This is a genomic window from Bradyrhizobium sp. LTSP857, from assembly GCF_000938285.1.
Taxonomy (GTDB): domain Bacteria; phylum Pseudomonadota; class Alphaproteobacteria; order Rhizobiales; family Xanthobacteraceae; genus Bradyrhizobium.
Genome location: NZ_JYMS01000025.1, coordinates 31,427 through 44,502, shown reverse-complemented (window position 1 = coordinate 44,502; position 13,076 = coordinate 31,427). Strand labels below are relative to the sequence as shown.

Below are 13,076 nucleotides of genomic sequence, written 5' to 3'. Positions count from 1 at the left end.
AGCAAACGATGGAGGGAGAGAGGACAAAGGCCGATGCTCTCCTTCCTGATCCGTCGTCTCCTGCAAACCATCCCAACCGTGCTTGCCGTCGTGCTGCTGGTGTTTGCGCTGTTCAGCGTCGTTCCCGGCAGCATCGTCTCGACCATGAGCGACGACAGCGATCCGCAGGTCGAGGCGCGCATGAAGAAGCAGCTCGGCCTCGACGAGCCCGTCTACATCCGCTTCGGCACCTATATCGCCAAGCTCGCGACCGGTGATTTCGGCACGTCGTTCCGGACCCGCGAGCCGGTCACGACCATGATCGCCAAGCGGGCATGGCCGACGCTGCAACTGATCTTCGCATCCATGGCGATTGCGGTCGTGGTCGGCGTGCCGCTCGGCTTCGTCGCCGCATTGCGGCCGGGCGGTCTTGTCGACAGCGCAGCGATGGTCCTGGCGGTGTCGGGCCTGTCATTGGCCAAGTTCTGGCTCGGGCTGCTGTTGATGTATCTGTTCGCTCTGAAACTCGGCTGGCTGCCGAGTTTTGGTTATGGCGATGGCGGAGGCAAATATCTGATCTTGCCTGCCGTGACACTCGGCGTCTCGCCGATGGCGCTGCTGGCCCGGACGACACGCGCCGCGGTGCTCGAGATCATGACCGCGGATTTCGTTCGCACGGCGCGCTCGAAGGGCATGAGCGAGACCCGGGTCGTGAAGTGGCATGTCATGCGCAATGCGCTCGTCCTCATTCTCACGACGGTCGGCCTGCAATTCGGCGCGCTGATGGGGCAGGCTGTTGTCGTCGAGAAATTGTTCTCCTGGCCGGGCATCGGCTCGCTGCTGGTCGACAGCGTGCTCCAGCGCGACATTCCCGCCGTCCAGGGCTCCATTCTCGTGGTGGTGCTGTTCTTTCTCGCGATCAATCTGCTGATCGACCTGCTCTACGGCGTAATCGATCCCAGGATCAGATACGCATGAAGCTCCGCGCCAATCTCATCATCGGCGGTGCCTTGTTCGCGCTTGCGATTGTCGTCGGCCTGCTCGCGCCCTGGCTCGCGCACACCGACCCTGTCCTGGACGCGAATCTGATGAATGCCGAAGAGCCGCCGAGCTGGACCTGGTGGTTCGGCACCGACGGGCAGGGCCGCGACATCTATTCGCGCGTCGTGTACGGCGCGCGCATCTCGCTGACGGTCGGTATCGTCTCGCAACTCATCAACAGCGTCATCGGCGTGGGATTGGGCCTGAGCGCCGGCTATTGGGGCGGCTGGTGGGACGATGTCGTCAACGGCCTGACCAATCTCATGCTCGCGATCCCCTCGCTGATCTTCGCGCTCGCCATCATGGCGGTGCTGGGACCTGGGCTGACCAGCCTGCTCATTGCGCTCGGCTTGACCAACTGGTCTTTCACCTGCCGGATCGCACGGGCCTCGGCGCTGTCGCTCAAGAGCCAGGGCTATGTGCAGGCGGCCACCGTGCTCGGCTATAGCGATCTGCGCATCATGATCACGCAGCTGTTGCCGAACATGCTCGGACCCATCATCGTCATCGGCACGCTTGGCATGGGCAGCGCGGTCCTGTCCGAAGCTGCCTTGTCGTTCCTCGGCCTCGGCGTCCGCCCGCCGTTTCCAAGCTGGGGCAGCATGTTGTCGGAAGCCCGCGACCAGATCACGACGGCGCCGTGGCTCTCAGTGTTTCCCGGCCTCGCCATCTTTCTCACGGTGCTCGGCCTCAATCTGCTCGGCGATGGCCTGCGTGACATTCTCGATCCCCAATCGCGGAGCCGGCGGTCATGACGGGCGCGCCGCTGATCGAAGTCGAGGATTTGCGCATCGATCTCGACAACGGATCGGGCAAGGTTCCCGCCGCGGAGGGCGTTTCATTCCGCATCGATCGCGGCGAAACGTTCGGCCTTGTCGGCGAATCCGGCTGCGGCAAGAGCATTTCGGCCCTCGCCTTGATCGGCCTGTTGCGCCAGCCGCTCTCGATTGGCGCCGGCGCCATCCGATTTGAGGGCCGTGAGATCCAGGGACTTTCAACGGCCGAGCAACGTGCGCTGCGCGGCAATCGCATTGCCATGATCTTCCAGGAGCCGATGACGGCGCTGAACCCGGTCTCGCCCGTGGGACGGCAGATCGCCGAGATGTTCGTGCTGCACAAGGGCAAGAGCTGGCGGGAGGCCAACCAACTGGCGGTCGAGGCGCTGGCGAGTGTTCGCGTCCCCGCACCCGAGCGCAGGGTGAAGGATTACCCGCACCAGCTTTCGGGCGGCATGCGCCAGCGCGTGATGATCGCCATCGCACTCGCATGTGGTCCGGACCTTCTGATTGCCGACGAGCCGACCACCGCGCTCGATGTCACCGTGCAGGCGGAAATCATCGAGCTGATGCGGAATCTATGCGCCGAGCGAGGAACGGCGATCCTGATGATCAGCCACGATCTCGGCCTGGTCGCCAATGTCTGCCGCCGCGTTGCCGTCATGTATGCCGGCCGCATTGTCGAAGAGCGCGGCTCGGCCGATATTTTTCGGGCACCCTCGCACCCCTATACGCAGGGCCTGGTCGCCTCGCTGCCGCGGCTGGGCAGCCGCGCAGCGCTTGGCCGCAACCGGCTCAAGGAGATCGCGGGCGTCGTCCCGGCCATTACGAATTTCCCCGATGGCTGCCGGTTCAATCCGCGCTGCGCGCAGGCGACCGATATTTGCAGGACCGTCGCGCCGACGGCGGATTTTCTGGAGGCTGGCGGCCTGGTGAGGTGTCACCACCATGCATGAGCCGCAAGACAGGTCGGGTGACGGGAAGCCGGACGACGATCTCATTCTCAGTGTCGAGGATCTCGCGGTCCATTTTCCGCTGGGCGGCGGTTTGCTGGGGCGCGGCCAGCGGGTGTTGCGGGCGGTCGATGGCGTCGATCTCAAGCTGAAGCGCGGCGAATGCCTCGGTCTCGTTGGCGAGTCCGGCTCCGGCAAGTCGACGGTGGCACTTTCGATCCTTGGTCTCCTGACGCCGACGCGCGGCCGCATCGTGCTGGACGGGCAGGTCGTGACGAGCAGGCAATCCGGCGATCGGAGGTCTCTGGCCCGCACCGTGCAGATGGTGTTCCAGGATCCCTATGCCTCGCTCAATCCGCGCCAGACCGTCCGTCGCACGCTTGAAGATCCGTTGCGTGTGCACGGAGTGACCGCGAAAAGCGAGATCGAGGACCGCGTTGCGACGATGCTGCGGCATGTGGGCCTGCGGCCCGAACAGGCCAACCTCTACCCGCATGAATTCTCGGGCGGCCAGCGCCAGCGCATCGGCATCGCGCGCGCCCTGATCCTCAACCCCAAAATCGTCATCTGCGACGAGCCCGTCTCGGCACTCGATGTCTCGATCCGCGCCCAGATCATCAATCTGCTGCTGGAATTGAAGGATACGCTCGGTCTCTCCTACATCATGATCAGCCACGATCTCGGCGTCGTCGAGCATATGAGCGACAGGGTCGCCGTGATGTATCTCGGCCGCATCGTCGAGAATGGCGACTGGCGCGAGATTTTTGAACGGCCGGCGCACCCCTATACGCAGGCCCTGATTGCCGCCATCCCCGATCCGCTGCACCATGCACCGTTAGCTACGACCGGCGGCGATCTTCCCAATCCGCTCAATCCGCCGAACGGATGTGCGTTCAGCCCACGCTGTCGGTATGCCGAGGACAAGTGTCGTCGCGAGCCGGGTCCGTCACTTGAAACGCGTCCCGACGGACATGCGGTGAGGTGTTGGCGCGCTGACGAGATTGTGGGGCAGGCGGCGTTGGCAGCTATCACAGGTCAAGTAGGTACCGGCGGACGATGATGTCTGTTGTTGTCTGGTCACGACAGCATGCCGGTTGACCGACGATCTCTATGTTGGAGGGTCGAACTATTTCGCTTCGCACGCCTCTGGCGCTTCTCATCATATCCATAGGTGCGATCGCCGCGGTGTGGTGGTGGCTGGCCATACCGATCAACTTGGCGCGCGCACCGATCGATCCGAATGCCAAACTGCAATGCATCTCCTACGCGCCCTTCCGCAACAACCAAACGTCGGAGTCGCCGACACCTGTGCCGCGGGACCAGATCGCGGAAGATCTCGCCCAGCTTGCCAAAATAACCGACTGTATCCGTACCTATGCGACTGATCTTGGTCTCGATCAGATCCCCGAACTTGCGTCCAAGGTGGGGTTGAAAGTCATTCAGGGAATTTGGCTCGATAGGGACCGACAGAAGAACGCGACGCAGATATCCACGGGCATACGTCTCGCCCGGCAATATCCGGAAACCATCACCGCACTCGTGGTCGGCAATGAGGTTCTGTTGCATCGGACGATGACGCCTTCCGACCTTGCTGCCTTGATCCGCTCGGTCAAGGCACAAGTGCCGGTCCCCGTCACCTATTCCGACGTCTGGGAGTACTGGCTGCGCTATCGGGAACTTGATGACGCCGTCGATTTCGTCACCGTTCATGTCCTGCCATATTGGGAAAATGTCCCGGTCCCGGCGAAATCTGCCGCTGCTCATGTCGACGCCGTCCGAAAGCAGGTGGCGTCGGCGTTTCCCGGCAAGGAAATCCTGATTGGAGAAACAGGTTGGCCGAGCGAAGGGCGGATGCGCGCTTCGGCGCTACCGTCGCGCACCAATCAGGCGCGGGTGATCTCGGAGGTCCTCGATCTTGCCCGGCGCGAGAATTTTCGCGTCAACCTGTTCGAGGCGTATGATGAATTGTGGAAGCATGAGTTCGAGGGCACCGTCGGCGGATCGTGGGGCTTATTCGACTCCGCGCAGCGCACGCTGAAATATCCGCCCGGCATCCCCGTCAGCAATTATCCGCTTTGGAAACTGCAAATGAGCAGCGGAATGGCGCTGGCGATCCTGGTGTTCGGCACTGCATGGCTGACCTCGCGCCGGAAGCCCTCGCAGCCCCGGCTCGTCTCATGGTTTGCGGTCGCAATATCGGCAACCACCGCCGGCGTCCTGTTTGGGGTGGCCGCTCAAAAGATGTTCTATGAAAGCTACGACGCGGGCAGCTGGCTTCTGTGGGGCGCACTTCTGGTGGCGGCAACTGCCTCGCCGCTGTTCGGCGCCAACGCCCTGATGTCCGGGCGCGCACCGCCCACATTTCTGGAATTGCTGGGTCCCAAGGACTACCGGACACCATCGGGGCTGGCGATCACGCACGGATTGATCTTGATCGTCACCATCGTGATCGGCACGGAGACCGCGCTGGGCTTTATGTTTGACCCGCGCGAAAAGGATTTTCCTTTTGCGGCCCTCACTATGGCGGCAGTCCCGTTTGCGGCCATGACGCAGCTCAATCGCCCCAAGAAGGGAATCCGCCCCATGGCGGAAGCGATATTTGCCGGCGTATTCCTGGTGGCAGCCATCTATGCGGCGCTTAGCGAAGGGCCGGACAATTGGCAGTCGCTGTGGACTTGTGCTGCCTACATACTGCTTGCGGTTACGCTGTGGCGGGCGCGCGCTTGAGAAAGCCTGGCCAGAACCTGAGCAAATCTAGTCCGCCGTGCTTCACTGAGCGGACCCTAACGAGGTGCGCCGCTGCTTCGCTGATGGGCCACGAGGGGACACCATAGGCTGCTGTGATCCTCAGATCGTGCCGCGGCATCACCACATCATGGATGCGATCACCGCAATGCCAAGCGCGGCTGACGCCCAGACCAGTGATTGGCAAATCCAGAGCTGACGGCGGGTCATGGCGCGCTTCCCTAAAACAAGAGAGAGGCGCTCGACCGCCGCCGTGCGCGTTGCGCTGGATCAATGAATGTTGCGGATCACATCTTCAAGAGTGCGAAGGTGAGCAGCGCGACCGGCAACATGCCAATCACAATGACCGCGATACGAAATGCCACTTCCCGCCACATGGGCAATCGTAACTGGCCGTGCCCCAAGGTGGCTATGCAGTTTGCGCCAGCTTGACCGCAACAGTTAGCGGAATCCGGCAAAGTTGCGCACTAATGTTCGTTACCGGACAGAACAGTGCCCCACTGTTGAGCTGCGCGATCTCACATTTCTTCCGCCTTCACGATGTCTGCAAGGTTCTCGAGCTGGCTCGAGAGGGCCGCCCAGCTCCGTGAGATATTCGTCAGCACGGTCGCTCGGCGGGGTGAATTCCTCGGATCAGCGGCACGTAGTTTGTACTCGGCGGCGTAGGCACGTCATTCTTCAGCGGTAGGCACGTTGTCTCCTTGCGCGCATCCAGTCATCCGATGATGACCGGTGGCGATGCGATGATCATCACCATTGCAGGGGAGTCGACGTACTCAGGGCAAGCCGCGAAGCAGCTATGTGGCTTTGCCGTACCGGCACAACACGGCGCCCGCTACCAGACCGAATATAGGACGCCAGCGACTGCAACCGCACTGACGGCAACCGTGACGATCCCCACCACTTCGAGGATGGTAATCTGCCAAAGCTGCCGTGGATCGAATGCCATGCCGGTATCGTTGGTGACCGCTGGAGGTTAGGCTTTGATCTGGATCATCGTTCAAGAGCTTCTGAGGCGCTTACTCTTTTGTGGTGTCCTCACTCTCGAATAAACAAAATGGTCGGAGGCGAGCCTACTAGCATGGGCTTTGACGGGTGTTCGGCATGACGAACTTGAAATCGAGAGCCGTCTATTTGGTTCTTCTATTGATTCAACTGACGGGAGCGCTCTTTATAATCTTGCACGGCCTGCCCGAATTCAGGCACTTGATGACCTATCCTGGTGAGCAGCTGCCGTTCGAACGGTCCCACAATTTTGTTGCGCCCGTCATGATCATTGCGATGCAGGTCGCCTATTGGTATCGCTTGCGATGCGTTCCGCTTCCCCCTCAGCGCTCGAGTCCGGTCTTAAGTCACCTGTTTCTATTTCTGGGGCGTCTTGCCTTTATTTTCGGTGGCTCACTGTTCGGCGTCGTGTTCTTCAGACATTTGCCGGAGATCAATCAAGGCGCCGATCTTTGGCTCATGTTCCGTCGCGGGCTGCAACTCGTGGCATCGCTGTTCGCGCTATTTTGCGTAACACTTGAACTCGAACGACTGGGGCGTGTACTTGGAGGTAGCCAGTAGCATTGATGGATGCCGCCCCCGCTTCGGGACCACCATTTTCGCATTCAAGTCGTTTGCCGTCCTCACCTAACTTCCACGCCTGCGGTCGCTCCGGCATTGGCACAAAGTACACTAGCCAGACACTGCGGTTGTGCTTGTCTGGATGCGCTTTGCTGATCTTTCCAGCCCCCAAGCGTCCAAAGATTGGCGAGAACGTCGAAGGCCCCGACGCGGTCAGCAACTTCGTCGGCGCCGGTTAACGCGTGGGATAGCCAAGACGATGGACGCAGAGGAAGATCGGAATCGTGGTTTGGAGTTGGGGCGTCGATGGGCGGAGCATGCTTCGGCACATGAGCTTGCGACCATGGTGAGCGGCTCGTTCGATGATCTCAGCCAAATTTTACCAGCGGACGCATCTGATCATTTCGTCGGCGGCTTTCGCGAAGGCGTGCTGCGCGTCTGGCGCGGAGCCTAGGCCTCAGCATAAGGGCGCCCGGTCTGGAGAACCAAGCCCACATGCACGTGCCTCACCGCCGCACCCCAACGCGATTAACGCCACCATTTGCATTGCCACCGGCGTTATGACGGACCGCAGCGCGCGCCACGGGACGAGGCCTAAGCACGACGCCTGCTCGGGCAACGCAACCGACCGGATATTCAACGTACTGGCAATACACGACCGCCTCGGCTGGCGTTGGATTGAGCGTGAGACCTGTCAGCCCCAACAGGACGCTGGCGGCAATCCCGGCAACTGTCGCTGACGTGATCGAAAGACGCTTCCTCGGATGCGTGGCGAACCTCCTCTGAGCCGCGGCTGATAATGGGAGCCGCTTCAGCCGTGGTTGAAACATTGCTGAGGGGCGCGGGATCGCTGATGTTGACCTAGATCAACGAATGATCCTGCCAACGTAAGGTCGCGACATGCGCCCTATAAGCCGCAGTGCACAGCGATCTAATACGGAAGCGATGGGCCAGAAGGCGACATGCGGTGCGGTTCGGAATATTGCCTGTTACGCTTAGGCTTTCCAGTTCGTCATTGACAGCTTCGAACCAGTGCGACGTTGAACGCGACCAACTATTGAGGCGATTCAAAAAGGCAAAGGTTGCGGGCCATGCAACGGGCGATGATTATTTTAGTCCTTTTGCTTGTAAGCTGCGTTGATGTGCGCGCCGGCCAGGTTGTAAATGAGGTTTACCGGGATCTCATTAGGCCGCACGGGCACCCGCGCAGTGCCGCTGTCTCACAAGCCGCTCTCGATTTTTGCTATAGCCAGACAGGTGACATTCGAGGCCTCGCGGATACCGCTGCATTCAAACAGTGCATGCTCGGTCGCGGCTATCGATGGCAAACAACGAAGATACAGGGAAGACCAGCACCCGAAAATGGCCCGGACTGGTGTATAGCACATGACATGATGTGTTAGTTGGGCGGTGCGATAATGGGATTGTGCCGGTGTTTTGCCCGACGAGTCAAACGTTCGGTGGCAGGGCGCTCAAGCCATTCCGGGCGAAATTCCCCAATGATTTGTACTGTGCATGGGGTTGTTTTCGCGCTTTTTGCGGGGAGGCACCTTACTCCGCCGCTTTCTCCCTTAGCCGCTGCGCATAGACGTTGATGATCAGCGCCGCCAGCAGGATGACGCCGCGGATCAGGATCTTCAGGAAGCTGTCGATGTTGACGTGATCGAGGCCGTTGTTGAGGACGCCGAGGACGAAGAGCCCGACGATGGTGTTGCCGATGCCGCCGCGGCCGCCGAACAGGCTGGTGCCGCCGACCACGACGGCGGCGATGGAGTCGAGCAAATAGGTGTCGAACTCGTTCTGCTGCGCGCTGCCGAAATGGGCGACACCGAGCATGCCGCCGATGCCGGAGCACACCGCCGAGATCACCATCACCGCGCCGAGGATGAGCTTGACGTTGAGGCCGGAATATTCGGCTGCCTCGCGATTTCCCCCGACCATGTAGACGTAGCGGCCGAAGCGCGTGTAGGTCAGCACCAGATGGCCGCCGAGCAGCATGATGGCCGCGACGATGACGATCCAGGGAATGCCGCCGATCGAGCCCGAGCCGAGCGTGGTGATCAGGCCGGGCACCTTGTAGGCGATCTGCCCGCGCACCAGCAGCGCCGAGATGCCGGCAGCGATCTGCATCATGGCGAGCGTCATGATGAAGGAGGGGATGCCGATCACGGTCAGGCCCAGTGCATTGACGAGGCCGAGAGCCGCGCAGAGCAGAATGGCGAGCAGGATCGCGGCGGCGCCAGGGAGAGGGATGTTGGGAATGTTGACGTAGGATTCCTGGAGCGTGAAATAGGCGACCGCGATGCCGGTGACGTTGGCGATGCTGGCGATGGAGAGATCGATCTCCGCGCAGAGGATCACGAAGGTGAGGCCGACCGCGATGATGCCGGTCACCGACACCTGCGTGAGGATATTGCCGAGATTGTCGAGCGTCGCGAAGGACGGGCTGGAGAGAGCGAAGAAAGCCGACAGGATGATCAGCGTCAGGAACGGCGCGATGTTGCGCATCTGCGAGCGCAGGAAGGGCGCCAGACCGTGCGCCCGCCGAGCCGCCGCTGGAACCGTCTCACTGCTTGCCATTGGCTTCTCCGTCACGCCGCCTCCAGCAGGCGGTCCTTGCTGACCGGTTCGTTCGTAAACTCTCGCACCAATGCGCCGCGCTTGAGCACGAGGATGCGGTCGGCCAGCGACAGCACCGTTTCCGGCTCGGTCGACAGCACGATGATGGCAAGTCCCTTGGCGCGAAGGTCGCGGATGATGTTGATGACGTCGTTCTTGGCGCCGACATCCATGCCGCGCGTGGGTTCGCAGAGCACGAGCAGCTTGGGCGGATAGGTCAGCCACTTTGCGAGTGCGACCTTCTGCTGGTTGCCGCCGGAGAGCATGCCGAGGTCGAGGCCGACCACGGGCGGCCTGATCTGTAACTGCTCGACCTGGCGCTTCGCGATATCGCGCTCCTGCGCCGGCTTGAGCAGCAACGCCGAGATGCGGTCGAGAATGCTGATCGAGATGTTCTTGTAGACCGGCTCCTGGTGGAACAGCATCGCGCGCCGGCTCTCCGGCACCAGCGCCACGCCCGCGCGGCGCGCGGCGGCGGTGCTGGCGAAGGTTCTGGGTTTGCCTTCGACGGCCAGCGTGCCGCCATCCGGTTTCAGCTTGCCGAAGAGGATGCGGGACAATTCCTGTTGGCCGCAGCCCATGAAACCGTAGATCCCGAGCACCTCGCCGGCGCGGGCGTCGAAGGAGATATCCTTCAGGCTGCGCGCCAGCGACAACTGGTCGACCTTCAGCACCACAGAACTGTCGCTCGGCTTGGGCAGCATCAGATCGTCGCTATAGCTGTGCTCGAGCGCTTCGCCGCCGCGGCCGATCATGGCCTCGATTAGCGCGCCCTTGGTTGTGGCTGAGGCCGCAGTCTCAGCGACCTTCCGCCCGTTGCGGAACACGGTGACCGTATCGGAGACACGCAGGATGTCCTCGATGAAATGCGAGATGAAGACGATGCCCGTGCCTTCCTCGCGCAAGCGTCGGAGCGTGGAGAAGAGCCGCTCGACCTCGGGCGGGGAGAGGGCGGAGGTCGGCTCGTCCAGGATCACGATGCGCGCGCCGGAGAACAGCACCCGCGCGATCTCGATCAGCTGCTGGAGCCCGATCGGGAGGTCGCCGAGCCGGCTCATCGGATCGACGTCGATGCCGAAACGTGCGAGCTGCTCCCCGGCCTCGCGCGCCATGCGCCGCCATTGCACCAAGCCAAGCCGGTTCGTCGGCTGGTTGCCCAGGAAGACGTTCTCGGCGACCGTCAGATCCGGCGCGACTGAGAGCTCCTGATGCACCATGGCGATGCCCGCCGCGTGCGCATCGCGGGCCGAGCGGAAATGCGTCTCTTGCCCGTCGATCAGGAAGCGGCCGGAGAATTCGGCATGCACGCCGGCGATGATCTTCATCAGCGTGCTTTTTCCAGCGCCGTTCTCGCCGACGAGACCATGGATCTCGCCGGGATGGAGCGCGAAGTCGACACCACGAAGCGCTTCGACACCGCCGAAGCTCTTCGTGATGGCCTGGAGTTCCAGGATGGGCGAACGACCCTCGAACATGTCAGTTCAGATCTTGGAGGCTCAGATCAGGAAGTGATCCTGCATCCACTGCATGCCGGCGGCATTGGCCTTGGTCACGACCGGGCCGTCGGTGACGACGTTCTTCGGGATGCCCTGGCCGCTCTTCTCGCCACCGGCGACCGCTGCCACGCCAGCGATAATGGCGCCGCCGTGGATGCGGCAGGATGGATTGCGCACGGTCGCGAACATCCGGCCCTCGCTCACCGCCTGAATCGCCGGCGGCATGGCGTCGACGCCACCGATCAGGATGTTGGTGCGGTTGTGCGCCTTCATGATGTTGGCGGCGGCCAGCGCCATGTCGTCATTGTGGAAGAACGCCGCGTCGATCTGCGGATATTTGGTGAGATAGGTCTCCCAAAGCCGCGCGGTCTTGGACACGTCCCAGTCGGCCGGCTGGGTGTCGAGCACCTCGATCGCAGGGAATTGCTTGACGACGTTGTTGAAGCCCTTCGCGCGGCCCTGTGCACCGGTGTGGCCGAGGGCTCCTTGCGTCATGATGATCTTGCCCTTGCCGCCCATCGCGTTGCAAAGCGCCTGCGTCACCGAGGCGCCCATGAATTCGTTATCGGGCGCGAGGAAGGAGTGGACGTTGATCTGGTCGAGCGGCGCAATCAGTGTGTCCATGTCGATCACGGGTGTGCCGGCGTCGATCATCTTCTGCACGGGCTGGGTGAGGGTGCCGATGCCAAAGGCCTGGATCGCAACAAAATCCCATTTCTGCGAGGCCATGTTGTCGATCGCGGCGCGCTGTTTCACCGCGTCGAGCTGGCCGTCGAACCAGGTGACTTCGACATTGAACAGCTTGCCCCAGAATTCTGCGGCCTGCTTGCCCTGCGCGCACCAGGTGGCCTGAAGGCCTGCGTTGGAGAACGCCGCCTTCAGCGGCTTCTCGGATCGTCCGACTTCGGCCGCAAGTGCGGGGTTTATGCCCATGCTGCCGAGGATGGCGGTTGCGGCGCCGGCGGTCGCTGCCGCCTGAAGAAGATCGCGCCTCGTCGTCGAGAAATCTTTCGTCCCGGACATCGCTCGCTCCCATATCATTTTTCGTCGGCGCGTCATTGATTGCGCGACCGATGTCCGAAAGTGTCTCACAATCGAGGAGTTCACGCCACCCAATCTGCAATCGCGTTGGGTTTCGCCGCGTCGTCTTGGTGCAGCGCAAAGCGTTACGCTGCGCTGCCAGCGAAGGCGTCGATCTCGACGAGCAAAGTGTCCCAGGCCTGCGCGATCTCCGGCGACCATTCATCGCCGAGCAGGTCGCGCAGCGTATCCCTAACGACGGCAAAGAAGGCGATGAACAGCTCGCGCGGCGTGCCATAGGCATCGTGCGACGACACTTCGCAGGCGATCAGCCGGAAATGTCCGCTGCGCGCGCCCGCGAAATCGAGGATCGCTTCGATCGTCAGCGCCAGCATCGATCCCTTCACGAACTCGCTGCCTTGCGAGCGGAACATCGTTTGCGTTTCCGGATGCTCCTTGAACAGGCGTTGGTAGACGAGCGGCGTGAGATCCGCGCAGCGCACCGCCGCAAGCTCGAAAGACTGTTCGATTCGATTGGGAGAAGCATTCATCGGCGCATCAGCCACGCAGACAAAAAAGAGCGGGGCCCTAGCCCCGCTCAAAAATTGTGTCGACCCTATTATCCCCGATTCTAAGATTTGATCTTGATTGGCGGGGCGACGCTGCGTTTTGCGCGCCAGGGGCTCCTCCCGAGACTTGGACCACCAGACTTTGGCCTCGCGGCTAGCCTGAGCAAGAGTGATGCTAGATCAACTTTTCTCACTTGTCATCATTTTCGGCAACGATTGTTCAAAATTAGAGCAGTTAACGAAATGATCGGGCTCTTCGTCCCCTAAGTATATGACAAGTATAAGATATCTGTGGATGGGCAGGATCATGCC

The 13,076-nt window shown here is 61.6% G+C and carries 12 protein-coding genes; 7 read left to right on the top strand and 5 right to left on the bottom strand.

Annotated elements, in window-relative coordinates; all coding sequences use genetic code 11:
• The first annotated feature begins 33 nt into the window (after window positions 1-33).
• The 7 genes from UP06_RS13615 (at window position 34) to UP06_RS40755 (ending at window position 7,514) form a co-directional block, all read left to right on the top strand.
• Window positions 34-957 carry an ABC transporter permease gene (locus tag UP06_RS13615; RefSeq protein WP_045003091.1) on the top strand — a complete coding sequence of 308 codons (924 nt, stop codon included), beginning with the start codon at window positions 34-36 and terminating at the stop codon, window positions 955-957.
• The gene (locus UP06_RS13610; RefSeq protein ID WP_045003090.1) at window positions 954-1,775 is read left to right on the top strand and encodes an ABC transporter permease; all 822 of its coding nucleotides are present in this window, start codon (window positions 954-956) and stop codon (window positions 1,773-1,775) included. The genes UP06_RS13615 and UP06_RS13610 overlap by 4 nt, the downstream gene beginning before the upstream one ends.
• Window positions 1,772-2,752 (top strand): ABC transporter ATP-binding protein, encoded by a 981-nt coding sequence (locus UP06_RS13605; RefSeq protein ID WP_045003089.1) that lies wholly within the window; start codon window positions 1,772-1,774, stop codon window positions 2,750-2,752. Before UP06_RS13610 ends, UP06_RS13605 begins: the two co-directional genes overlap by 4 nt.
• A complete protein-coding gene (locus UP06_RS13600) occupies window positions 2,745-3,809 on the top strand; it encodes an ABC transporter ATP-binding protein (protein ID WP_045003088.1) in 1,065 nt (354 codons plus the stop codon). Before UP06_RS13605 ends, UP06_RS13600 begins: the two co-directional genes overlap by 8 nt.
• 50 nt (window positions 3,810-3,859) lie before the next feature.
• Window positions 3,860-5,476 carry a glycoside hydrolase family 17 protein gene (locus tag UP06_RS13595; RefSeq protein ID WP_045003087.1) on the top strand — a complete coding sequence of 539 codons (1,617 nt, stop codon included), beginning with the start codon at window positions 3,860-3,862 and terminating at the stop codon, window positions 5,474-5,476.
• Window positions 5,477-6,598: 1,122 nt separating this feature from the next.
• Window positions 6,599-7,060 carry a hypothetical protein gene (locus tag UP06_RS13590; protein WP_245305473.1) on the top strand — a complete coding sequence of 154 codons (462 nt, stop codon included), beginning with the start codon at window positions 6,599-6,601 and terminating at the stop codon, window positions 7,058-7,060.
• A 259-nt stretch (window positions 7,061-7,319) separates the two neighbouring features.
• Window positions 7,320-7,514: a hypothetical protein gene (locus tag UP06_RS40755; RefSeq protein WP_156162950.1), complete on the top strand. Its 195-nt coding sequence runs from the start codon at window positions 7,320-7,322 to the stop codon at window positions 7,512-7,514.
• 52 nt (window positions 7,515-7,566) lie between these two features.
• Here the strand turns inward: UP06_RS40755 and UP06_RS42040 are convergent, their stop codons facing one another.
• The 5 genes from UP06_RS42040 to UP06_RS13570 form a co-directional block, all read right to left on the bottom strand.
• The gene (locus UP06_RS42040) at window positions 7,567-7,890 is read right to left on the bottom strand and encodes a hypothetical protein (RefSeq protein WP_502691549.1); all 324 of its coding nucleotides are present in this window, start codon (window positions 7,888-7,890) and stop codon (window positions 7,567-7,569) included.
• A gap of 721 nt (window positions 7,891-8,611) precedes the next feature.
• On the bottom strand, window positions 8,612-9,640 hold the full coding sequence (locus tag UP06_RS13585; RefSeq protein WP_045003086.1) for an ABC transporter permease: 1,029 nt from the start codon (window positions 9,638-9,640) through the stop codon (window positions 8,612-8,614).
• A gap of 11 nt (window positions 9,641-9,651) precedes the next feature.
• Window positions 9,652-11,154, bottom strand: a complete 1,503-nt coding sequence (locus UP06_RS13580; protein ID WP_045003085.1) for a sugar ABC transporter ATP-binding protein — start codon at window positions 11,152-11,154, stop codon at window positions 9,652-9,654.
• Between the two features lie 21 nt (window positions 11,155-11,175).
• Window positions 11,176-12,198 carry a sugar ABC transporter substrate-binding protein gene (locus tag UP06_RS13575; RefSeq protein WP_045003084.1) on the bottom strand — a complete coding sequence of 341 codons (1,023 nt, stop codon included), beginning with the start codon at window positions 12,196-12,198 and terminating at the stop codon, window positions 11,176-11,178.
• Window positions 12,199-12,341: 143 nt separating this feature from the next.
• A complete protein-coding gene (locus UP06_RS13570) occupies window positions 12,342-12,746 on the bottom strand; it encodes a globin (RefSeq protein ID WP_045003083.1) in 405 nt (134 codons plus the stop codon).
• Window positions 12,747-13,076 lie beyond the last annotated feature (330 nt).